Source organism: Allosphingosinicella sp., assembly GCF_035626655.1.
Classification (GTDB): Bacteria; Pseudomonadota; Alphaproteobacteria; order Sphingomonadales; family Sphingomonadaceae; genus Allosphingosinicella.
Genome location: NZ_DASPNF010000010.1, coordinates 99,190 through 120,777 on the forward strand (window position 1 = coordinate 99,190; position 21,588 = coordinate 120,777).

Below are 21,588 nucleotides of genomic sequence, written 5' to 3' on the forward strand. Positions count from 1 at the left end.
CTGCGCCATGGGAGCGAAGGGCAAGGTGGCTAAAGGCACGCAGACGGCGAGGGCGACGATCAACGACGTCGCGCGCCTTGCCGGCGTGTCCAAGAAGACGGTCAGCCGGGTGATCAACCGCTCGCCCTTGCTCAACGACGAGACGCGCGAGCGGGTCGAGAAGGTGATTCGCGAGCTCGGCTACGTCCCCAACCCCCAGGCCCGGGCGCTGGCGCTGCGCCGCAACTTCCTGGTCGGCCTGATTCACGACAATCCTAACGCCCAGATGGTCCTGAACGTCCAGCAGGGCATCCTCGAGGCGCTTGCGGGCACCGAGTTCGAAATGGTCGTCCGGCCGGTGGACCGCAACTCGGCGGCCATGCTGGACGACGTGCGAACGTTTCTCGAGCGGCAGCGGCTGTTCGGAGTCGTGCTGTTGCCGCCGATCAGCGAGAATGACGCGCTCGCGCGGCTCTGCGACGAGGTCGGCTGCCGCTACGTGCGCATGGGCTCGGCCCAGCTCGACGACGGCGCCCATATGGTCGCCTCGAACGACCGCGAGGCGGTGCGCGAGGCGACCGACTTCCTGATCCAGCAGGGCCATGAATTGATCGGCCTGATCGAGGGGCCGGACGGCTTCCGCTCGGCGCGGGAGCGGCGGCTCGGCTTCGAGGATGCGCTGGAGGCCGCCGGCCGCACCCTGCCGCGCAGCCTGATTGCGCGCGGCAATTACACGTTCGAGACCGGCGTCACCGCGGCCGAGCGGCTGCTCGATCTGTCCCCCAGGCCGACCGCGATCTTCGCCTCGAACGACGAAATGGCCGCCGGCGTCGTCTTCGCCGCGCGCGAGCGCGGTATCGCCGTGCCCGAGGAGCTCAGCGTCATCGGCTTCGACGACACCCCGATCGCCGCCCATATCTGGCCGCCGCTGACCACCGTGCGCTGGCCGATCGTCTCCATGGCCCGCTCGGCGGCGCGCAAGCTGGTCGGCGACATGGTCGGCGGCCAGGCGGCGGGCGAGCAGCCGAGCGAGCTGCCCTCGATGCTGGTGAAGCGCGCCAGCGTGGCGCCGCCGCCATCCGCCTCTTAAGGAAATTCCCGGACGACCTCGATCTCGCCGACGATGGCGGCGTTGAAGGCGTCCAGCTCCTCCGCCGGGATCCAATATTCGAGATGCGCGCGGCCGCCGGCTTCCTGTACCTGATAAGTGTCGAGAAAGTCCTTCCGCACCTCGAACCGTGTGACGAAGCCCTCGCCGCTGGCCGGCACGTTCCAGTCCCGCGCGATCTTCACGGCATAGTCCTCGCTCAGCACAGGGTAGAAGATCGGCTGCTCGGGCAGACGCGGCGGGAAGGCGCGCATCTCGCTCTCGCGGATCAGCGCCAGTTCCTCAGGTCCGACGGGACGCCAAAGCGTTACGGTCTCGGTCACCGGTTCAGCTTAGCACGATCCGATTGAACTGCCGACTGACACCGGTTACCAAGCGGCAAAGCCCACAGGAGAGTCGGATGTTCGACAGGACCTACTACGCAACGCATCCGGACATGATGGAGTGCGTGAGCAATGAGGAGCTGCGCGACCGCTATCTGATCTCCGGCCTGTTCCGCGAGGGCGAATGCGTGCTGAACTACACCCATGCCGACCGCTTCGTGATCGGCGGCGTGCAGGTGGGCGGCGGGGCGGTGCATCTTCCCGCGCAGACCGAGCCCGCGTCGGCCGCGGGCCATCCCTTTCTCGAGCGGCGCGAGCTCGCCATCGTCAATGTCGGCAGCGTCGACGGCACCGTCACCGTCGACGGCGAGGTCTTCAGCCTCGGCAACAAGGATTGCCTCTATGTCGGCATGGGCGCGGCGGAGGTGCTCTTCGCGGGCGCGGGCGCGCGCTTCTACCTCGCCTCCTGCCCCGCACATAAGAGCTGCCCGACCCGCAAGCTGGAGATCGCCCAGGCCAATAAGCTGGAGCGCGGCAGCCTCGAGGAATCGAACGAGCGGACCATCTACCAGCTCGTCATCCCCGGCGTCTGCGACAGCGCCCAGCTGGTCATGGGCCTGACCGTGCTGAAGCCCGGCAGCGTCTGGAACACGATGCCGCCGCACATCCACGAGCGGCGCAGCGAGATCTATTTCTATTTCGAGCTGGACGACCTGGCGAAGGACCGCGTCTTCCACTTCATGGGCGAGGGCGAGGCGACCCGCCACCTGGTCGTCCAGAACGAGGAGGCGGTGATCTCGCCGGTCTGGTCGATCCATATGGGCTCGGGCACCAGGGCCTATGCCTTCATCTGGGCGATGGCCGGCGAGAATCAGGACTATACGGACATGAACGTGCTGGACATCTGCCAGCTGGCTTGAGGGGCGCGCCCGTGACAACAAGCACCGTTCGGGCTGAGCTTGTCGAAGCCCTGTCCTTTTCTTCTCCAGCAAAGAAGGACAGCCCTTCGACAGGCTCAGGGCGAACGGAGTGGGGGGACAGGCGGTGAGTTCTTTCGACCTGACCGGCAAGGCGGCCATCGTCACCGGGGCCAATACCGGGATCGGCCGGGCGATCGCGATGGCGCTGGCTGAGGCGGGCGCGGACGTGGCGCTGGCGGGGCGTTCGCGGGCAAACGAGACCGCGGCGCAGATCGCGGCAGCGGGGCGCCGCACGGTGCTGATCGAGGCGGACTTGTCGACGACGGCCCCGGTCCAGCAAGTCGTGGACGAGACCGTCGGGGCGTTCGGGCGGCTGGACATTCTCGTCAACAATGCCGGCATCATCCGCCGCGCCGAGGCGACGGACTTTTCCGAGGCGGACTGGGACGCGGTGCTCGACACCAACCTCAAGTCGCTCTTCTTTCTCTGCCAGGCGGCCGGGCGGCACATGCTCGGTCAGGGCGCCGGCAAGATCGTCAACATCGCCTCTTTGCTCAGCTTCCAGGGCGGCATCCGCGTGCCGAGCTACGCCGCCGCCAAATCGGGCGTGGCGGGGCTGACGAAGGCGCTGGCCAATGAATGGGCGGGCCGCGGCGTCAACGTGAATGCCATCGCGCCCGGCTATATCGCGACCAACAACACGGCCGCTTTGCAGGCAGACGAGACCCGCAACCGGCAGATCCTCGAGCGCATCCCGGCGGGGCGCTGGGGCGAGCCGAGAGACATTGCCGGGGCCGCGGTGTTCCTGGCCTCCCCGGCGGCGGACTATGTGAACGGCCACGTGCTGGCCGTGGACGGCGGGTGGCTGGGCCGCTGATCGGCCGCCGCCCGGTGTTGGCGGGGCTTGCCGCCGCACCGTTGCTGATGGCGCAGCGCGCGCCCGAGGACCGCCCGGTCCAGACCTATCTCGGCATCCGCTACGGCCGGGCGGAGCGCTTCCGAGCGCCCCGGCCGGAGCCCGGCCCTCCCAATTTCGGGACTTACGGGCCCCCGGCGCCGCAGGCAGGCGCGGTCGGGGAGGGGGGCAGCGAGGACTGCCTGCGCCTCAACATCTGGACGCCGGGCCGGGATGGGCGGCGCCGTCCGGTCCTCGTCTATTTCCACGGCGGCTCCTATTCCACCGGCACCCCGCATCATCCCTGGCTCGACGGACAGCGGCTCGCCGCGCACGGCGACGTCGTCGTGGTGACGGTCTCGCACCGGCTGAACGCTTTCGGTTATCTCTATCTCGCCCGGCTCGACCCGCCCTTCCCGGACAGCGGCAATGCCGGCCAGCTCGACCTCGTCCTGGCGCTGCGCTGGATCCGCGCCAACATCGGCTCGTTCGGCGGCGACCCGGCCAGGGTGATGGTGTTCGGCCAGTCGGGCGGCGGCGCGAAGATCGCCACCTTGATGGGCATGCCGGCCGCCGCCGGCCTGTTCCACCGCGCCGCGACGATGAGCGGCCAGCAGGTGACCGTCTCCGGCCCGCTCCATGCGACCCAGCGGGCGCAGGTCTTCATGCAGGCGGTGGGCGCGCGCACCGTCGATGACCTGCTCGCCATGCCGGTCGCGCGGCTGGTCGAGGGGCTCGGCGCCCGCGACCCCTATCTCGGCGGCGGCGTCTATTTCGGGCCGGTGCTCGACATGAAATGGCTGACCCGCCACCCCTTCTGGCCCGACGCCAATCCGCAGTCGAACCAGATCCCGCTTTTGCTCGGCAATACGCGGGAGGAGACGCGGGGCTTCTTCGCGCCGGATCATCCCAAGCTTGCCGGGCTGAGCTGGGAGAATCTCGCGGTGCGGATGTCCGATGAGCTGCGCGTCGACGCCCATCCCGAATGGGTCGTCGCCGAATATCGGCGGCTCTACCCTTCCTATTCACCCGAGCAGGTCTTCTTCGCCGCCACCACCGCCGGGCGGAGCTGGCGCGCACAGGTGATCGAGGCCGAGGAGCGCGCCCGCGCCGGCGCTCCCGCCTTCGTCTATCAGCTCGACTATCCGCCGGCGCGGCACACGGCCGACATCCCTCTGGTGTTCGGCACCGAATATGATGCCGGCGGGAGGCCGGTCAGCGAGGCGATGATGGCTGCCTTCCTGCGCTTCGCCCGCACCGGCAATCCGGGCTGGCCGGCCTACACGCTGCCACGACGCCAGACGATGATCTTCGACCGCAACTCGCGCATGGTGAGCGACCCGCGCCGCGCCGAGCGCGAGCTGTTCGCGCGCATCCCCTATATCCAGCCGGGGACCTAGCGCCGCATCTCCGCATCCCGCCTTGTGGTCGGCTGCTGGACGGCGTCGCGCTGGCCCGGATAGCGGCCCGAGCGGGGCTCCATCGTCGCCAGGTCCCAGTCCGCCTCGACGAAGGGCGCGCGGACCGGCTCGACGCGGGGATAGCCGCCGACCTGGCGCTCGTCGTCGATGATCTCGCCGCGGCCCTCGGCGACGTCGAAGATCACGCGGATGTCGTGCGGGTCGCGGTCCCAGGGGCGGGCGCCGGCATGGCGCAGCACATGGGTCTCGACCTGGCCGGCGGGGAGGACGGGAAGGCCCGCAGGCCAGATGACCGGGCGCGGCACCTGGATGATCCGCGCCGGGCTGGTCGTGTAGCGGCCGAACATCGGCACCGGGCGGCCCTGCCGGTCGACCGCGATGTTGTCGCGCCCGTGATAGCGCAGGTCGCCGACGCCGCCGATGGTGAGGAAGGCGATGTCCGCGCGCGTCGAGAAGCCGCCGCGCAGCACATTGCCGACCGCACTGAGCTCGCCGAGCTGGTGCGGATGCTCGCCCCATTCGAGGTCCATCAGATTGTAGTGGATCGCCTGCGCGCCCGGATCGAAGATCAGGTTGTTGACGATCGCGGCATGGACGCCGCCCTTCAGCAAGGGCGAGCGCTCGTAATTGTGGGCGTAGATATTCCGCCAGATCAGGATGCCGGTGGCGTTGTCGTGGATCAGCGAGCCCTTCGAATGCTCGCCCTTGGGGTGGGAGCCGTGCGCGATCCCCTCGGCCAGCAGATTGTAGGAGAAAGTGATGTTGTGGCTGGTGCCGCGCCGCCATTCCGCCACCGTGCTGCCGGTGAAGCGGGGCCCGGAGGCGGAGAGATTCTCGTCCAGCGCCCAGGTCAAGGTGCAATGGTCGACGATCACGTTCCAGGCGCCGATTGTGGACAAGGCGTCGGCCTCCCAGCCCGAGCGCGGCGCCTGGCCGGCGACGCCGGTGCGGATGCGGATGTGGCGGACGATCACGTCATGGGTGCGGATGTCGATGCCGCCGCGAATCAGGGTGATGCCGGGGGAGGGGGCGGTCTGGCCGGCGATGGTCAGGAAGGGCTCGGAAATCGTCCAGGTGGCGAGGCCCATGTCGATCACGCCGGCCACCTCGAAGACGACGATGCGCGGGCCGCGGGCCTCCAGCGCGGCGCGCAAGGAGCCCGGGCCGGCGGCGTCGAGACTGGCGACGCGGATGATCCGGCCGCCGCGCCCGCCCGGCGTCTGCGCGGCCCAGCCTTCCGCCCCGGGAAAGGCCCGCGCCGCCGGCTGCTGCTGCGCGAGGGCGGCCCCCGGCAGCAGCGCAAGGATCAGAAAAACCACGCGGATCAGCGCCATTGCCAGCCTCCCGCCGGGCGGTCTTGACAGCGGGCCGCTTCCGGATCAAAGTCCTTATGACACCGGTTACTTCATCGGGGAACCGGAAAAGGCGACTGCGGCAAACGCAGCGCGAGGGAGAGGGAGAAAGGGGCGGCCACCCGAGGCCCGTTCACACCTCCATCCTTCGGCGCGGACATGGCGCAGGCTTTTTTTGGGCCCGGATAGACACCGGTGTCACAAGCTCTCCGGAGCTTGAAAGGGCCCGTGCGGGTCGTGACACATCGGGAGGGGGGACGCGTGCAAGCGCGTCCGGTTTGGAAGGATCGGACATGATTTCGAAGCTGGACACCACGCCGCGCACCCGCATTCTCCTCGGCCTGCTCGGCAGCGCCGCCTGGCTCGCCGCCACGCCGGCCGCAGCCCAGGATACGGTGGCCCAGCCCGCGCCGGCTGCGGACGCCCTGCAGCCCGACGCCGGCGCCGCCGATCCCGCGCAGGACGAGGGCAATGAGGTCGTCGTCACCGGCTTCCGCCAGTCGCTGACCGCGGCGCTCAACGCCAAAAGGCAGGATACCGGCATCGTCGACGTGATCGTCGCCGAGGACATCGCCGACTTCCCCGACCAGAATCTCGCGGAATCGCTGCAGCGCATTCCGGGCGTCGCCATCGACCGCGATGCGGGCGAGGGGCGGCAGATCACCGTGCGCGGCCTCGGCGGCGACTTCACCCGCGTCCGCCTCAACCAGCTCGAGGCGCTCGCCACCACGGGCGGCACCGACAGCTCGGGCGGCGCGAACCGCAGCCGCGCCTTCGACTTCAACATCTTCGCGTCCGAGCTGTTCAGCCGGCTGACCGTGCGCAAGAGCGCCTCGGCCGAGGTGGACGAGGGCTCGCTCGGCGCCACGGTCGACCTGCAGACCGGGCGGCCCTTCGACTATAACGGCTTCGTGATGTCGGCGAGCGGCCAGATGGTGTTCAACGACCTGGCCGACGAGTGGAGCCCGCGCGGTGCCTTTCTGGTCTCCAACACCTTCGCGGACGGCACGATCGGCATCCTCGCCTCGGTCGCCTATAGCGAGCGCAACCTGTTCGAGGAGGGCTTCAGCTCGGTCCGCTGGGACGGCGGCAACAGCGTCGGCGGCTTCTGCTCGCCGGTCGGCCATGTCCCGCTCAACCCGACCTCGGGCGGCGCCAATTGCGGCGGCAACCCGAACATCCCGGGTTTCACGACGACCCCGCGCCTGCCGAACACGCCCGGCAACCAGGCCGAATATGACGAGGCCTCGCTGGCCACCAACGTCCATCCCCGCCTGCCGCGCTACGGCCGGCTGACCCACGACCAGCAGCGCCTGGGCGTCACCCTCGCGCTCCAGGCCCGGCCCTGGGAAGGCGCGCTGTTCACCGTCGACGTCCTGCACGCGCGCCTGCAGGCGACCCGCCAGGAGGACTTCCTCGAGGCGATCTCGTTCAGCCGCACGGCGGCGCAGGGCGGCAAGCCGCAGACCAGCGTCGTCCAGGCCGAATATGACGCGAACGGCAATCTGCTCTACGGCGTGTTCAACGGCGTCGACATCCGCTCGGAATCCCGCTTCGACGAGCTCGACACCAAATTCTGGCAATATCAGATCCAGTGGGACCAGCAGATCACCGACCGGCTGCGCTTCTCCTGGCTCGCTGGCCGCTCGACCTCGAACTTCCGCAATCCGTTCCAGACCACGACCACGCTCGATGCGCCGAACGTCAACGGCTACACGATCGACTTCCGCAACAGCCGCGGCCGGCCGACGATTACCTATCCGTTCGACGTGAGCAGTGCGGGGCCGGGCGGCTGGCAGATCATCGGCACGCCCCCGGGCGTTACGCCGTCCAACATCACCCCGTCGGAAATCCGCATCCGGCCGCAGGGCGCGGACAACAGCTTCACGACCTTCCGCGGCGACGTCGCCTGGGACATGATCCCGGAGACTTTGGTCCTCAAGGCCGGCGGCTTCTACCGCGAATATGATTTCGAGACGTTCGAATTCCGCCGGGTCAACCAGAACGACACGATCCTGGCGCTCCCGGCGGGGACGACGCTCGCCGACGTGACGACCCTGCTTACCGGCTTCGACAGCGGCGGCGGGATCAGCAGCTGGCTGATCCCGGACCTGAATGCGCTCGCCACGCTCTACGACATCTATTGCAACTGCCTGAAGTCCGGAAATGCGGGCGGGCCCGGCGACTTCACCCTGTCGAGCATCACCAACGGCAATGCCCGCGGCAACAACCGCGCGGTGCGCGAGGAGGATGTCGGCGCCTATGTGCAGGTCGACATCCGGACCGAATTGTTCGGCCGTCCGTTCCGCGGCAATATCGGCCTGCGCTATGTCAGGACCGACCTCCGGGCGGCGGGTTACCAGGCGCTGGGCGGCGGCACCCTGACCGTCGTCGACCGCTCCTATGACGACTGGCTGCCCTCGGCGAACTTCAGCCTCGACGTCACCAGCAATTTCGTGATCCGCCTCGCCGCCGCGCGGGTGATGGCGCGGCCGCAGCTCGGCAACCTCTCGCCGGGCGGCTCGATCAATACGACCGGGCAGCTCTCGATCACGACTGGCAATCCGTTCCTCGATCCGTTCCGGGCGACCACCGTGGATGCCAGCTTCGAATGGTATTTCGCGCGGGATTCGCTGCTCTCGATCGGCCTGTTTTACAAGGACATCGGGACCTTCATCCAAAGCCTCAGGACCGAGATCCCGTTCAACCAGACCGGCCTGCCGCTGAGCCTGCTGCCCGCCAATTTCACCGGCAACGAGCTGTTCCTGGTGACGGCGCCGATCAACACCGAGGGCGGGCCGCTCAAGGGCTTCGAGATCAATTATCAGCAGCCCTTCCGCTTCCTGCCCGGGCCGCTCAGCAATCTCGGCGCGATCCTCAACTTCACCTATGTGGAATCGAAGATCGCCTATGTGACCTCGGCCACCAATCCGGCACCGATCCGCGACGACCTCATCAACCTGTCGCCGCGCAGCTGGAACGCGACGCTTTATTATGACGACGGACGCTTCTCGATCCGCGGCTCGGTCTCCTATCGCAGTGACTATCTGCAGCGTGTGCCGGCGCAGAATGTCGCCAACGACGTGGAAGGCAAGAATTCGACGCTCAACGTCGACGCCTCGGCCTCCTTCCAGCTGAACGACCACATCACTTTGACCGCCGAGGCGATCAATCTCACCGACGAATATAACGACCAGTTCGTCGACCGCGACCGGAACAGCCCGTCGGTCGTCCATCATACCGGACGCCAATTCTATATCGGTGCGCGCGTCCGCTTCTGACTCCGGGGGGAGGGAAGGCCGCCGTCCCAGGGCGGCCTTCCTGTTTCCCCTGCTCGTCCTCGCCAGCCCGGCTTCCGCGCAGACCCTGGCCTTTCCGGGTGCAGAGGGCGCCGGGCGCTTCGCTGCCGGCGGGCGTGGCGGCGCCGTCATCCGGGTCACCAATCTGAACGACAGCGGTGCGGGCAGCCTGCGCGCGGCGGTCGCGGCGCGGGGACCGCGGACTGTCATATTCGATGTGGCAGGGACCATCCGGCTCCAGTCCGACCTCGTCATCAGCGAGCCGCGCGTCACCATTGCCGGGCAGAGCGCGCCGGGCGGCGGCATCGCGCTCGGCGGCGGCACCCTGATCGTCCATGCCGACGACGTCGTCATCCGCCACCTCCGCGTCCGCCGCGGCGACCGGACGCCGGGCGAGGGGGATTCCGTCTGGATCAGGGGCGGCCGGCGGATCATCCTCGACCATGTCTCGGCGAGCTGGTCGGTCGACGAGACCCTGTCGGCCTCGGCCCGCTACGACCGCGGCGAAGGCTATTGGGACCTCACCGTGCAATGGTCGATCATCGCCGAATCCCTGCGCCGCTCCCACCACGGCAAGGGCGAGCATGGCTATGGCAGCCTGATCCGCGGCGGCCGCGGCGCCCGGGTCAGCTTCCACCACAATCTCTGGGCGCACCACGCCGCGCGCATGCCGCGGCCCGGCAATTACGCCGGGCCGGCGGCGGATCCGGAGGGGCCGCTCATGGAGTTCCGCTCCAACCTCTTCTACAATTGGGGGCGCGGCTTTGCCGGTTACAATGAGGATGAGGCCAGCCTGATCCGCTACAATTTCATCGACAATGCCTATCTCGCGGGGCCGGACAGCGGCGGCGCCATGGCCTTCCGCGAGCGCAACCGGCTGGCGCGGGCGTTTTTCTCCGGCAACAGCATGAACGGCGTGGTTCCGGCCGACCCCTGGTCGCTCGTCACCGGCACATTGCCCGAGGGCTACAGGCTGAGCGGCCCCGTCGACGTCGCTCCGGTCGCCGCCGACCCCGCGCCGTCCGCAACGGCGCGCGTGCTGGCCCGCGCCGGCGCCTGGCCCCGCGACGCTGCCGACGCCCGGGTGATCGAGAGCGTCCGCCGCCGCACGGGCCGCCATATCGACAGCCAGGAGGAGGTGGGCGGCTGGCCCGAACTGGCGTCCGGCCGTCCCGAGGCCGACACGGACGGCGACGGCATGCCCGACGCCTGGGAGCGCGCGCACGGCCATGATCCGGCGCGCGGCGACGGCAATGCCGACCGGGACGGCGACGGCCTGACGAACCTCGAGGACTGGCTCGCCGCGCGTGCGGCCGCAGTACTGCGGTGATCGACCGTCGCGCCATGCTGGTCGGCTCGCTCGCGGCGCTCGCTTCCGGCGCCGCAGCGCAGACGCCGCCGCCCGTCGCGCGGCCGGGCCGCCCTCTGGTCTTCGCCGAGCCGGACGAGACGATCGACCTCTGGGACCCGGGACCGCCGGAGATGGCGGCCGCGGCGCTGGTCGAGACGGTGCGCGAGAGGAGCACCGATCCCGCCTATAACGACCGGATCGTGCTTGGCATCTCGCAGCCGCGCATGGCCGTCTTCCGGCCGGCCCGGCCGAACGGCGCGGCGGTTCTGATCATGCCGGGCGGCGGCTATTCCTGGGTGGTGGTGGACAAGGAGGGCTATGAGATGGCCCGCCTGCTCGCGGCGCAGGGGATCACCGCCTTCGTCCTCTTCTACCGGCTGCCGGGCGAGGGCTGGGCGCTGGCGGGGCCCAACGTGGCGCTGGCGGACGCGCAGCGGGCGATGCGGCTGATCCGCCACAGGACGGGGCGATACGGGCTGGATCGGTCGAAGGTCTGCGCGATCGGCTTTTCCGCGGGCGGGCATGTCTGCGCGGACCTGCTGACGCGCTTCGCGACGCAGGTCTATCCGCCCGACGACGCGATCGACGCGCTGTCCGCCCGGCCGGATGCGGCGGCGCCCCTCTATCCGGTGATCTCGATGAGCGCGCCCCATGCCCATGCCGGCTCGCGCCGCAATTTGCTCGGCGACAACGCCTCGCCGGCCCTGGAGCGCGCCCATTCCCCGCACCTCAACGTCCCGGCCGATGCGCCGCCCTGCTTCCTGCTGCACGCGGAGGACGACGCGTCGGTCCCGGTCGCCAACACGCTGCTGCTGCATGCGGCCTTGCGCGCGCGGGGGATTCCGGCCGAGATGCACCTCTTCCCCGACGGCGGCCACGGCTTCGGCCTCAGGCTGGCGCGCGGCAAGTCCGTCGAACATTGGCCCGGCCTGTTTCTGGCCTGGGGCCGCTACCGGGGGCTGTGGCCATGATCCTGCGTCTGCTCGCCGTGCTGGCGCTCGTGCTTCCCGCCGCCGCACAGGCGCAGAGCCGCGCCGAGATCGAGCGGACGATGCGCCGCGCCACCGAATATATGGTTGAGCATGTCGCCGATCATGGCGGCTATGTCTGGACCTACCTGCCGGACCTGTCCCGCCGCTGGGGGGAGATGGAGGCGGAGCCCGGCATGCTCTGGGTGCAGGCGCCGGGGACGGCGACGATGGGCCACATCTTCCTCGACGCCTTTAACGCCACCGGCGATGCCTATTATTACGACGCGGCGGCGCGGGCCGCCGGGGCGCTGATCGCAGGCCAGCACCGGAGCGGCGGCTGGAACTATTTCATTCACACCGGCGGCCCGGCGGCCGCGCGGCGCTGGTACGAGCGGATCGGCCGCAACGGTTGGCGGCTCGAGGAATTCCAGCATTATTCCGACAATGCGACGTTCGACGATGCCGGCACGGCGGAGTCCATGCAGCTGCTGCTTCGCCTCTACATGGTGCGGCACGAGGCCCGCTTCCGGCCGGCGCTGGAGCGCGCGATCGCCTTCATCCGGCGCAGCCAATATCCGAACGGCGGCTGGCCGCAGCGCTGGCCCTACGACCCGCATTATCCCGCCTATCAGCGCTACATCACCTTCAACGACGACGTCGCCAGGGAGAATATCCGCTTCCTGATCATGGCCGGGCAGGCGCTGGAGCGGCCGGCGCTGCTGCGCGCGGCGCGGCGCGGGATGGAGATTTTCCTGACCACCCAGGGCCGCGCGCCGCAGGCCGGCTGGGGGCTGCAATATGACCTTCGCCTCAATGTAGCGGGCGCGCGGAGCTACGAGCCACGGGCGCTTGTCACCCACACGACCGCGACCAATGTCGAGCAATTGATGGACTTCTACCGGCTGACCGGCGATCGCCGCTTCCTCGCGCGCATCCCGGAAGCGCTGGACTGGCTGACCTCGGTGCGCCTGCCGGCCAATATCGGCCCGCACGACCGGCGCTTCCCGACCTTCGTGGAGCTCGGGACGAACCGGCCCCTCTACAATCACCGGCGCGGCTCCAACGTGGTCAACGGGCGCTACTGGCAGGACCATGATCCGGCCCGCCCGATCGCCCATTATTCGCAGTTCCGGGCGATAGAACTGGAGCGGCTGCGGCGCGAGCATGACCGGCTCGCCGCCATGCCGGTGGCGGAAGCGACGCGCGGCTCGCCTTTGCTCGAGCGGCGGCCTTTCCCGCGCTTCTTCATCCTCGGGGGGATCGCCGCCGGTTCGGATTTCACGGGCGCGGCGCGGCTGGATCCAAGGGAAGTCGTCCGCGGTCTGAATGCCGAGGGCTGGTGGCCGTCGCCGCTGACCATGACCAGCCATCCGTATCGCGGCCCCGGCCGCCGGCGCGTGGCGCCCGGCGACTTCGGCACCACCCAGGTCGGCGACGAGACCGACACCTCGCCTTATCCAGATCCCAGGCCCGCGACCGGCATCTCCACCGCGACCTATATCGCGAACATGGCCCGGCTGATCGGCGCGCTCGAGGGCCGCCGCTAGTTCGGGCAGCTCGTCTCCGGCCCGGCGATCAGGTCCAGGCACCGCCCGTCCACGCTGCCCGGCGCCAGCGGCAGGCCAATCAGGCCGGCGAGGCTGGGCATGATGTCGACCGTCTCCACGGCCAGCGGCTGCTCGAAGCCGGTCATGCCGCGCCGCCAGAACAGGATCGGCACGCGCCGGTCATAGTCCCAGACGCTGCCATGCGTCGCGACCGAGCCGCGGCTCGGGTCGGCGATCGGGGTGATGCGTGGGCGCAGCATCACGTAGAAATCGCCCGAGCGCCGCGGGTCGAAGGAGGCGCGGGCGCGCTGGATCAGGGTCCAGCTGTCCGGCGGGCCGGCAGGATTGGGCGTCGCCAGCAGCTCGGTACGGGTGAAGACGGCCTGGACCTGCGGATGGGCGCGATAGGTGCGGATGGCCTCGGCCAGAACGCGCGTGCGAAGCCGCGGGGACAGGCTCCGCACCACCCACATGTCGCCGAACGAGCCGTCGCCGAGAATGACCGGGCCGGGCACGCCGAGGCGGCGGGCGAGCGCCTCGCTCATCCGGGTGGCGTTCAGCGCCGGATCGACCCGGGCCGCGCCGCCGCCCGCCATCTGCACGGCGCGCTCGGGCAGGTCGAGGCCGCCATGGTCGGCAGTCAGCACCACGACATAGTCGATATTCTGCCGGTCCAGGTCCTGGAAGAACTCGCCGAGGATGCGGTCCAAAGCGAGGACCTGGATGCACATCTCGCTGCCGCGTGTGCCGAAGCCGTGGCCGACATAATCGGTCGCGGAGAGGCCGATGATCAAAAGGTCGGTCGACGGGCCCTCGCCGAGCCGCATCTCGTCGCGAATGCCCTCGGCGATGGCGAGCGTCTCGCGGTCGAAATCCGGCGAGGCGCGGAAGCCCGAGCGGTCATTCTCGCCGCGCGCGAAGCGGCCGCTGCCGACCGGCGAGGCGCGGCCGGGCACGGCGATGTCGCGGCTGCGGCCGGCGCAGGCATCGGGCAGCGTCATCGCCTCGCGCGGGCGGGTGAGCGCAGTGGCGATGCGGTTGTTCGCCTGGGTGACGGCGCCCGGCTCGCGGCCCTGCCGGTCGCTGACGAAGGCGCGGCCGCCCCAATACCAGCGCTGGGTGGGATTGTGGCCGCCCATCATTACCGCCGCCCGGTCCTTGCCCGCCACGGCGACGACCCGGCTGCGCGGATCGGCGCGCTGCATCAGGTCGCCGAGCGTGGGCACGCGCAGATGGAGGGGGGAGACGGTATAGTTCTCCGAGGTCGAGCCGGGGACGTTCTCATCCTCCGAGCAGTAGATATATTTGTCGGTGCGCGCGGCGCCCTGGTCGTACCAGTTGTTGGCGATGATGCCGGTGCGGGCCGGCCGGGCGCCGGTGAGGATGGTGGAGTGGCCCGGGCAGGTCTCGGTGGACGAATGCGACTGATAGCCGGCGGGGAAGACCATGCCCTGCGACAGGCGCCTCAGGCCGCCCTGATAGAGGCCGCGATATTCGGCGAAGAGATCGTCGGAGAACTGGTCGACGGAGATGGCGATGACGAGCCGCGGCCGCGCCGGGGGTGACGGGCTGCGCTGCGCCGCCGCGGGCGTGGCGGCGAGGGCCAGCAGGGCGGCGAGCAGCTTCAGCTTCATGTTTTCCCCCCCGAAATCAGGCGCGGTCGAGGCGTCTCCCGATGGCGACGCAGGCGATGATGATCAGCGGCACCAGCACCGCCGACAGCACCACCTTCGCCAGCATCTGCCCGAGCATCAGTTCGCCGATCGGCCGCTCGCCGTAGAAAGAGACGGTGATGAAGATCAACGTATCGACGATCTGCGACAGGGCCGCGGCGATGAAGCCGCGCAGGGCGGCGAAGCGACCGGTCGTGCCGGAGAGCTTGGAGAAGATCCAGATGTTGAGCGTGACCGAGACGCCATAGGCGACGATCCCCGCCGCCATCATCCGCCAGCTCTGGCCGAGGATGATCGGAAAGGCCTCCTTCGCGGGCGGGTACATATTCTCGTCGGTCGGCAGCCGCAGGATGATCAGGGTCAGCAGGATGGCGACGATCAGGGGAATGAAGCCGTACCGCAGCAGCTTGTTCGCCGCCTCCTTGCCGTGCAGCTCGGCGACCGAGCTCGACAGGGCAACGAGGATCAGGAAGGGGAAGATGCCGGCCTCGACGGCGAGCGGCCCGAGCGCGACCTGCTTGGCGCCGAGCACGCCGGCGATCGTCACCATGCCGCCGTAGAAGACCGAGAAGACGAAGAGGGAGCGGCTCAGGGCCGGCTTGGCGGGGGCTGTGCTCATTGATGATGCGTAACCGGTTTCCAGCGACGCAAAAAGGGGCTTTTCGTCGCCCTCCAATCCCGTCATGGCTCCGTCTGTGACTGGGACCCGGCTGGACGTATTGGCGATCGGCGACGCGCTGGTGGACGTGAAGGCCAGCGCCGAGGATTCGTTCCTGGCCGAGGAGGGGCTCGTCAAAGGCTCGATGCAGGTGCTCGACACCGAGGGCGCGACCCGACTCTATGCGCGCATGGGCCAGGCACGGGAGACGAGCGGCGGTTCCGCCGCGAACACCATGGCCGGGGTCGCGGCTTTGGGCTGCCGTGCCGGCTTCGTGGGGCAGATCGCCGACGACCAGCTCGGCGAGATCTTCTCGCACGATATCCGGGCGCTCGGGGTGGAGTTCAATACGCCGCCCAAGGCCGACGGCCTGCCCACCGGGCGCTGCCTCATCCTCATCACCCCCGACGCGCAGCGCACGATGAGCACCTATCGCGGCGCCTCGCACGAGCTGAGTGCCGACGTGCTCGATCCGGAACAGATCAGGGGTGCGGCGATCCTTTATCTGGAAGCCTATCTCTGGCGCTCGGCAGGGCCGCGCGCGGCGATGGAGCGGGCGATGGCGATCGCCCACGAGGCCGGCCGGAAGGTCGCCTTCACGCTTTCCGACATCGTCTGCATCCATGCCCATCGCGAGGAAATGATCGCAATGCTCGACAGCGGCGCGATCGACATGCTGTTCGCCAACGAGAACGAGATCAAGGCGCTGGCCGATGCCGGCGACCGCGAGACCGCGATCGAGGCGATCCAGTCGAAGGTTCCGCTGGTTGTGGTCACCTGCGGCGAAGAGGGTGCGCTCGCCGTGGAGCACGGGCGGCGGGTCACCGTACCCATTGCCCGGATCGGCTCGGGCGTGGTCGACACGACCGGCGCCGGCGACCTGTTCGCCGCCGGCTTCCTGGTCGGGCAGACGACGGGCCGCAGCCTGGAGGATTCGCTCCGGCTGGGCGCGATCGCCGCCGCCGAGGTGATCTCCCATTTCGGCTCGCGCCCGGAAAGCGACCTGAAGGAACTGGTGGCGACCCTGTGAAACGCCTTGCGGTCTACTGCGGCTCGAGCATGGGCACCAACCCGCGCTTCGCCGAAACGGCGCGCGCGCTCGGCCTGGAAATGGCCCGGCGCGGCATCGGCCTCGTCTATGGCGGCGGCCGGCTCGGCCTGATGGGCGTGGTCGCCGACGCGGTGCTCGAGGCGGGCGGCGAGGTTTATGGCGTAATCCCGCAGGCCCTGGTCGATCTCGAGGTCGCGCATACCGGCTGCACCGAGCTCCACCTCGTCGCCAACATGCACGAGCGCAAGGCGCTGATGACCGAGCTGACCGACGCCTTCGTCGCGATCCCGGGCGGCGTCGGCACGTTCGACGAACTGTTCGAAGCCTGGAGCTGGAACGCGCTCGGCTACCACGCCAAGCCCTTCGCCATCCTCAATGTCGACGGCTTCTGGGATTCGATGATCACCTTCCTCGACCATGTCACGGTCAGCGGCTTCATGTCGCCGGCGCGCCGCGCTCAATTGCTGATCGCCGACGGGATCGACGACGCGATCGACCAGCTCGGCGCCGCGGTCGGGACGACCGAAGCCAAAATGGTCTGGTAATTCCCGCGCACCGCTTCATGGTGTGACAAAACCGAGAATCTCCGGGGGGAAGCGGGCATGCAATATGTTATCGGCATCGGCGGGATCCTGCTGATCCTCCTCATCGCCCTCGCCTTCTCGTCGAACCGGAAATGGATCAATCTCAGGGTCGTCGGCGCGGCCTTCGCGCTGCAGGCCGCGCTCGCCGCCATGGTCCTCGGCACGACCTGGGGCCAGAATGTGATCGGTGCGATGTCGAACGGCGTCACCAGCCTGCTCGGCTATGCCCATGCCGGCACCAGCTTCATTTTCGGCGGTCTGGCCAATGATGCCTGCCTGCTTGCCGTTCCGGACGTGAACAACGGGGCGCCGGTGACCGCGGAAAGCGTGGCGGCAACGACCAGCTTCGGCTGCACCAACGCGGGACATGCTTTTGCGATCTCGGCCCTGCCGGTGATCATCTTCTTCGCCGCCTTGATCTCGATCCTGTACTATCTCGGGATCATGCAGCTCATCATCAAATGGGTGGGCGGCGCGATCCGGCTGGTGACCGGCATCACCCGCGTGGAATCGCTTGGCTCGGCCGCCAACATTTTCGTCGGCCAGTCGGAAAGCCCGCTGGTGATCCGTCCCTATCTCGCGAACCTCACGCCCTCGCAGCTTTTCTGCATCATGAGCGTGGGCATGGCGGGCGTCGCGGGCACAATCCTGCTGGCCTATGCCGCGATGTTTGGAAACCAGGCGCAATATTACCTGCCTTATCTGCTGGCGGCGAGCTTCATGTCGGCGCCGGGCGGCATCCTCATGGCCAAGATGATCATGCCGGACGATCCCGCGGCGCGAGGGGTCGAGCCGGAGCCGGTGGGCGAGGACGACCATGGCGAGGAGCGGCCCGCGAACGTCATCATGGCGGCCGCCAACGGCGCCGCGACCGGCGTCAAGCTGGCGGTGGCGGTCGGCGCGATGGTGCTCGCCTTCGTCGCCCTGGTCGCGCTCGCCAACGGCATTCTCGGCGGCATCGGCGGCTGGTTCAATCAGCCAGACCTCAGCTTCCAATATATCATCGGCAAGATCTTCCAGCCGGTCATGTACATGCTGAACGTGCCCGGCAACGAGACAGCCGCCGCCGGCAGCCTGTTCGGCACCAAGGTGGTCCTGAACGAATTCGTCGCCTTCATCGATCTCGGGCAGGCGCGGGGAACGCTCTCGCCCTACACGGTTGCGGTGGTGACCTTCGCGCTGTGCGGCTTCGCCAATTTCAGCTCGATCGCCATCCAGATGGCCGTGACCGGAGGGCTCGCGCCCAACCAGCGGCCGATGATCGCCAAACTCGGACTCAAGGCGTTGCTCGCGGGCTCGCTCTCCAACCTGATGAGCGCGGCGCTTGCCGGGCTGATCCTCACGGCGACCGCAGTGCCGACCACCGCGCCGCCGCCGCCGCCCGCGGCTGCCGCGGCCGCGCCGGCGGCTGCGAACGGAGCCGCCACAGCGCCGGCAGCCGCCAACCAGGCCAGCGCCCAGGCACCCGCGGCGGCGAACGCCGTCAACGCGCAATAGGCCCGTTGTCGAAGCAGTCGGGCTGGAGCTTTCCCCGCGCCGTCATGCGGCGACGCAGAGCAGTTCCTCCTCGTCCGCAAGCTCCTCGTAGAAGGCCGCGAACCGCGCCGGTGCCTCCTTGGCCAGGCCGAGCATGTTCTCCGGCGCCTCCGGATCGGCGAAGCCCATCGCCATGCCGCAGACCACCATCTCCTCCTCGCCGAGGCCGAGCACCGGCCGGATGACGCGGTGCATCATCGCCCAGGTCTGCTGCGGGCAGGTGTCGAGGCCGCGCGCCCGGGCCGCGAACATCACGTTCTGCAGGAAGCAGCCATAATCGAGCAGGCTGGCCCGCTCGAGCCGGCGGTCGATGGTGAAGATGATCCCGACCGGCGCCTCGAAGAACATGAAGTTCCGGGCCATGACGTGCAGCCGCGCGGCGATGTCCGCCTGCGCGATGCCGAGCGCACCGCCCAGCTTTGCCCCGAAGGCGGCGCGGCGGCCCTGGAAGGCCTCGGGCAGCTCGGCGGGGTAGAATTCATACTCGCTGGACAGCGCCCGCGGCCCGTCGGCGCGGAAGGCGGCCAGCGCCTCCGCAACCAGCCGGTCGCGCGCTGCGCCGGTCAGCACATGGCAGCGCCAGGGCTGGATGTTGCTCGCGCTCGGCGCGTGCCGGGCGATCTCCAATATGTCGTGCACGGCCCGGACCGGCACCGTCTGCGGGAGATAGCGGCGGATGGCGCGGCGTGACGCGATCGTCTCGTCGACGAGCGGCGCCGTCAGCCAGGGGCGGGCAGAGAGCCTGGATTCGGCGAACATTGGAACCTCCTTGCGCTTGTATAGCAAGGACTATACTTTGATTCGCACCAGATGTAAAGTATGCACTATACTTTTCCGCAAGGGACTGTTTTGTGAGTGAAATGAAGCGCGGAGAGGCGAAAAGGCTGGCTTTGCTGCAGGCCACGGCGAGGCTGATCACGGAAAAGGGCATCGCCGCGTTGACGACCCGCGAGATCGCCGAGCGGGCCGGCAGCACCGAGCGGACCCTGTTCAAGCAATTCGGCAGCAAGGAGGGATTGCTGACCGCCGTGCTCGACATGGTCGCCACCACGCAGGTCGCACGATCGCGCTTCGCCGATCTCATGACCGATCCGCCGCTGACGCTGGACGCGTTCGAGGGCTGGCATCGCCGGTTGATCGCCGAGCGGCTCGAATCGCCAACGACCCGCTCGCATGTCGGCCGTCTCTTCCTGATGGAGATCATCCAGAACGAGGGCTTCAAGATGCGCTACGCCGAAACCTGGCGCGCCGGCATCTGGCAGCCTTTGGTCCAATGTCTCGACGCGCTGAAGGCAGCCGGCGAAATTGCGGATTTCGCGGATACGCGCCTGCTCGCACATGGCTTCATCAGCCTCAATCTCGGCTATCTGCTCGGCCGGCTCCAGGTCGCCCCGCAGCTCGACTGGGACACGGAGCGCGACGCGGCCGGCATTGCGGCCCTGTTCCGGCGCGGGATCGCCCCGGTTTGAGCTAGACGCCGCATTGCACTAAAAGGCGGGGATGGACACGCTCGCACCCGCAAAATCCGTCGCCTCCGTCTCGCTGCTCGATGCGGACCGCGATCCCGAGGGCTTCTCCGAGGAGCTCGGCCGCTCGTTCGAACGCTACGGCTTCGCCATCGTCGCCGATCACGGCATCCCGGCCGACCTGATCCACCGCGCCGAGGAGAAGGCCAGGGCCTTCTTCGCGCTGCCGGACGAGGTGAAGCGGCGCTACCACCTTGCCGGGAAGGGCGGCGCCCGCGGCTACACGCCGTTCGGCATCGAGACCGCGAAGGGCGCGGTGAATTACGACCTCAAGGAATTCTGGCACGTGGCGCGCGAGCTGCCGCCCGGGCACAAATATGAGGACAGCATGCCGCCCAATGTGTGGCCGGAGGAGGTCGAGTCCTTCAAGGCCACCTTCCTCGAGCTGTTCGCCGCCTTCGACGCGACCGGCGCCAAGCTGCTGGAGGCGATCGCCCGCTATCTGGACCTGCCGCACGATTATTTCGTCGACACGGTCAGGGACGGCAATTCGATCCTGCGCCTGCTCCATTACCCGCCGATCCCGGGCGACGGCCCCAATGTCCGCGCCGGGGCGCACGAGGACATCAACACGATCACCCTGCTGCTCGGCGCCGAGGAGGCGGGGCTGCAGCTGCTCGACAAGGACGGCGACTGGCTGCCGGTGACGCCGCCGCCGGGCGCGCTCGCGGTCAATATCGGCGACATGCTGCAGCGCCTGACCAACAATGTGATGAAGTCGACCACCCACCGGGTGGTGAACCCGCCGCCCGAGCGGCGCGGCGTCTCGCGTTACTCGATGCCTTTCTTCCTCCACTTCCGCTCGGATTTCTGCATCGAGACCCTGCCGAACTGCATCAGCGCGGAGCGGCCGAACCTCTATCCGGAGCCGATCACGGCCGACGAGTATCTTCAGGAGCGGCTCAGGGAGATCAAGCTGGTCTAGTCACCGGCATCCGCCAGGCTCGCCGGGCCAAAGCCGTGCGGGAGCAGGGTGCGGATCGTGCTGGCGATGGTCTCGGTGCCGTCGCCGTTGGACGAGATCACCTCGATGTCGATTCCCGAGAGGTCCGCCGCCTCGTAGATCGCCTGGCGACAGCCGCCGCAGGGGGTGACGGGTCCGGCGCCGGTCAGCCGGCCGTCCGCGCCGACATGGCCGCCGGCGACCGCGATCCGCTTCACCCGGTCGAGCCCGAAGGCCTGGCGCGCCGCAGTCAGCGCGCTGATCTCGGCGCAGATGCCGAGCCGGTAGCAGGCATTTTCCATATTGGCGCCGAGCGCGATCTCGCCGTCCACGGATTCGACGGCGGCGCCGACGCTGAACCTGGAATAGGGGGCATAGGCCTTGAGCGCCGCTTCGCGCGCGCGCTCGACGAGTGGGTCGTTGCTCATCCGGACGAGCTTAATCGCATCGC

General features: G+C 68.8%; 19 protein-coding genes. 13 read left to right on the forward strand and 6 right to left on the reverse strand.

Translation table 11 applies throughout. The features are described 5' to 3' along the window. Positions 1-7 precede the first annotated feature (7 nt). A complete protein-coding gene (locus VEC11_RS08775; RefSeq protein ID WP_464130337.1) occupies positions 8-1,069 on the forward strand; it encodes a LacI family DNA-binding transcriptional regulator in 1,062 nt (353 codons plus the stop codon). Here VEC11_RS08775 and VEC11_RS08780 read toward each other — a convergent pair. Further along, on the reverse strand, positions 1,066-1,410 hold the full coding sequence (locus VEC11_RS08780) for a hypothetical protein (protein ID WP_464130338.1): 345 nt from the start codon (positions 1,408-1,410) through the stop codon (positions 1,066-1,068). The genes VEC11_RS08775 and VEC11_RS08780 overlap by 4 nt on opposite strands. Positions 1,411-1,487: 77 nt before the next feature. Between VEC11_RS08780 and kduI the strand changes: the two genes are divergently transcribed. From kduI to VEC11_RS08795, 3 genes are all read left to right on the forward strand, one after another. Next, the gene (kduI, locus tag VEC11_RS08785; RefSeq protein ID WP_464130339.1) at positions 1,488-2,330 is read left to right on the forward strand and encodes a 5-dehydro-4-deoxy-D-glucuronate isomerase; all 843 of its coding nucleotides are present in this window, start codon (positions 1,488-1,490) and stop codon (positions 2,328-2,330) included. A 124-nt stretch (positions 2,331-2,454) separates the two neighbouring features. Then, entirely contained in the window at positions 2,455-3,207 is a 753-nt protein-coding gene (kduD, locus tag VEC11_RS08790; protein WP_464130340.1) for a 2-dehydro-3-deoxy-D-gluconate 5-dehydrogenase KduD, read from the forward strand. Further along, a complete protein-coding gene (locus VEC11_RS08795; RefSeq protein WP_464130341.1) occupies positions 3,192-4,625 on the forward strand; it encodes a carboxylesterase/lipase family protein in 1,434 nt (477 codons plus the stop codon). The genes kduD and VEC11_RS08795 overlap by 16 nt, the downstream gene beginning before the upstream one ends. Here the strand turns inward: VEC11_RS08795 and VEC11_RS08800 are convergent. After that, positions 4,622-5,980 carry a pectate lyase family protein gene (locus VEC11_RS08800; RefSeq protein ID WP_464130342.1) on the reverse strand — a complete coding sequence of 453 codons (1,359 nt, stop codon included), beginning with the start codon at positions 5,978-5,980 and terminating at the stop codon, positions 4,622-4,624. The two genes, VEC11_RS08795 and VEC11_RS08800, sit on opposite strands and share 4 nt — an antisense overlap. Positions 5,981-6,291: 311 nt before the next feature. Here VEC11_RS08800 and VEC11_RS08805 point away from each other — a divergent pair, with 311 nt between their 5' ends. From VEC11_RS08805 to VEC11_RS08820, 4 genes are read left to right on the forward strand one after another with little or no spacing between them, the layout of a single operon-like run. Next, on the forward strand, positions 6,292-9,279 hold the full coding sequence (locus VEC11_RS08805) for a TonB-dependent receptor (protein ID WP_464130343.1): 2,988 nt from the start codon (positions 6,292-6,294) through the stop codon (positions 9,277-9,279). Further along, the gene (locus VEC11_RS08810) at positions 9,260-10,627 is read left to right on the forward strand and encodes a pectate lyase (RefSeq protein ID WP_464130344.1); all 1,368 of its coding nucleotides are present in this window, start codon (positions 9,260-9,262) and stop codon (positions 10,625-10,627) included. Before VEC11_RS08805 ends, VEC11_RS08810 begins: the two co-directional genes overlap by 20 nt. Then, the gene (locus VEC11_RS08815) at positions 10,624-11,619 is read left to right on the forward strand and encodes an alpha/beta hydrolase (protein ID WP_464130345.1); all 996 of its coding nucleotides are present in this window, start codon (positions 10,624-10,626) and stop codon (positions 11,617-11,619) included. Before VEC11_RS08810 ends, VEC11_RS08815 begins: the two co-directional genes overlap by 4 nt. Then, positions 11,616-13,166, forward strand: a complete 1,551-nt coding sequence (locus VEC11_RS08820) for a pectate lyase (protein ID WP_464130346.1) — start codon at positions 11,616-11,618, stop codon at positions 13,164-13,166. The genes VEC11_RS08815 and VEC11_RS08820 overlap by 4 nt, the downstream gene beginning before the upstream one ends. Here VEC11_RS08820 and VEC11_RS08825 read toward each other — a convergent pair. Continuing rightward, positions 13,163-14,800: an alkaline phosphatase family protein gene (locus VEC11_RS08825; protein WP_464130347.1), complete on the reverse strand. Its 1,638-nt coding sequence runs from the start codon at positions 14,798-14,800 to the stop codon at positions 13,163-13,165. The genes VEC11_RS08820 and VEC11_RS08825 overlap by 4 nt on opposite strands. 16 nt (positions 14,801-14,816) lie before the next feature. Further along, on the reverse strand, positions 14,817-15,458 hold the full coding sequence (locus VEC11_RS08830; protein ID WP_464130348.1) for a queuosine precursor transporter: 642 nt from the start codon (positions 15,456-15,458) through the stop codon (positions 14,817-14,819). 64 nt (positions 15,459-15,522) lie between these two features. Here VEC11_RS08830 and VEC11_RS08835 point away from each other — a divergent pair, with 64 nt between their 5' ends. From VEC11_RS08835 to VEC11_RS08845, 3 genes are read left to right on the forward strand one after another with little or no spacing between them, the layout of a single operon-like run. After that, a complete protein-coding gene (locus tag VEC11_RS08835; protein WP_464130349.1) occupies positions 15,523-16,527 on the forward strand; it encodes an adenosine kinase in 1,005 nt (334 codons plus the stop codon). Beyond that, positions 16,524-17,093 carry an LOG family protein gene (locus tag VEC11_RS08840; protein ID WP_464130350.1) on the forward strand — a complete coding sequence of 190 codons (570 nt, stop codon included), beginning with the start codon at positions 16,524-16,526 and terminating at the stop codon, positions 17,091-17,093. The genes VEC11_RS08835 and VEC11_RS08840 overlap by 4 nt, the downstream gene beginning before the upstream one ends. A gap of 57 nt (positions 17,094-17,150) precedes the next feature. Continuing rightward, positions 17,151-18,629 (forward strand): NupC/NupG family nucleoside CNT transporter, encoded by a 1,479-nt coding sequence (locus VEC11_RS08845; protein ID WP_464130351.1) that lies wholly within the window; start codon positions 17,151-17,153, stop codon positions 18,627-18,629. Positions 18,630-18,671: 42 nt separating this feature from the next. On the opposite strand, the gene VEC11_RS08850 is transcribed toward VEC11_RS08845, so the two are convergent. Continuing rightward, positions 18,672-19,427, reverse strand: a complete 756-nt coding sequence (locus VEC11_RS08850) for a nitroreductase (RefSeq protein ID WP_464130352.1) — start codon at positions 19,425-19,427, stop codon at positions 18,672-18,674. A gap of 101 nt (positions 19,428-19,528) precedes the next feature. Here VEC11_RS08850 and VEC11_RS08855 point away from each other — a divergent pair, with 101 nt between their 5' ends. Further along, complete coding sequence (locus tag VEC11_RS08855; RefSeq protein ID WP_464130353.1) at positions 19,529-20,137, forward strand: TetR/AcrR family transcriptional regulator; 609 nt, start codon at positions 19,529-19,531, stop codon at positions 20,135-20,137. Positions 20,138-20,168: 31 nt separating this feature from the next. Then, complete coding sequence (locus VEC11_RS08860; protein ID WP_464130354.1) at positions 20,169-21,119, forward strand: isopenicillin N synthase family dioxygenase; 951 nt, start codon at positions 20,169-20,171, stop codon at positions 21,117-21,119. Here VEC11_RS08860 and VEC11_RS08865 read toward each other — a convergent pair. Continuing rightward, positions 21,116-21,565 (reverse strand): cytidine deaminase, encoded by a 450-nt coding sequence (locus tag VEC11_RS08865; RefSeq protein ID WP_464130355.1) that lies wholly within the window; start codon positions 21,563-21,565, stop codon positions 21,116-21,118. The two genes, VEC11_RS08860 and VEC11_RS08865, sit on opposite strands and share 4 nt — an antisense overlap. Between the last annotated feature and the right edge of the window lie 23 nt (positions 21,566-21,588).

Bases quoted from the DNA above. Each gene is read 5' to 3' on its own strand.
- VEC11_RS08775 (WP_464130337.1), top strand. From the start codon at position 8: ATGGGAGCGAAGGGCAAGGTGGCTAAAGGCACGCAGACGGCGAGGGCG.
- kduI (WP_464130339.1), top strand. From the start codon at position 1,488: ATGTTCGACAGGACCTACTACGCAACGCATCCGGACATGATGGAGTGC.
- VEC11_RS08800 (WP_464130342.1), bottom strand. From the start codon at position 5,980: ATGGCGCTGATCCGCGTGGTTTTTCTGATCCTTGCGCTGCTGCCGGGG.
- VEC11_RS08805 (WP_464130343.1), top strand. From the start codon at position 6,292: ATGATTTCGAAGCTGGACACCACGCCGCGCACCCGCATTCTCCTCGGC.
- VEC11_RS08820 (WP_464130346.1), top strand. From the start codon at position 11,616: ATGATCCTGCGTCTGCTCGCCGTGCTGGCGCTCGTGCTTCCCGCCGCC.
- VEC11_RS08825 (WP_464130347.1), bottom strand. From the start codon at position 14,800: ATGAAGCTGAAGCTGCTCGCCGCCCTGCTGGCCCTCGCCGCCACGCCC.
- VEC11_RS08830 (WP_464130348.1), bottom strand. From the start codon at position 15,458: ATGAGCACAGCCCCCGCCAAGCCGGCCCTGAGCCGCTCCCTCTTCGTC.
- VEC11_RS08835 (WP_464130349.1), top strand. From the start codon at position 15,523: ATGGCTCCGTCTGTGACTGGGACCCGGCTGGACGTATTGGCGATCGGC.
- VEC11_RS08845 (WP_464130351.1), top strand. From the start codon at position 17,151: ATGCAATATGTTATCGGCATCGGCGGGATCCTGCTGATCCTCCTCATC.
- VEC11_RS08850 (WP_464130352.1), bottom strand. From the start codon at position 19,427: ATGTTCGCCGAATCCAGGCTCTCTGCCCGCCCCTGGCTGACGGCGCCG.
- VEC11_RS08855 (WP_464130353.1), top strand. From the start codon at position 19,529: ATGAAGCGCGGAGAGGCGAAAAGGCTGGCTTTGCTGCAGGCCACGGCG.
- VEC11_RS08860 (WP_464130354.1), top strand. From the start codon at position 20,169: ATGGACACGCTCGCACCCGCAAAATCCGTCGCCTCCGTCTCGCTGCTC.
- VEC11_RS08865 (WP_464130355.1), bottom strand. From the start codon at position 21,565: ATGAGCAACGACCCACTCGTCGAGCGCGCGCGCGAAGCGGCGCTCAAG.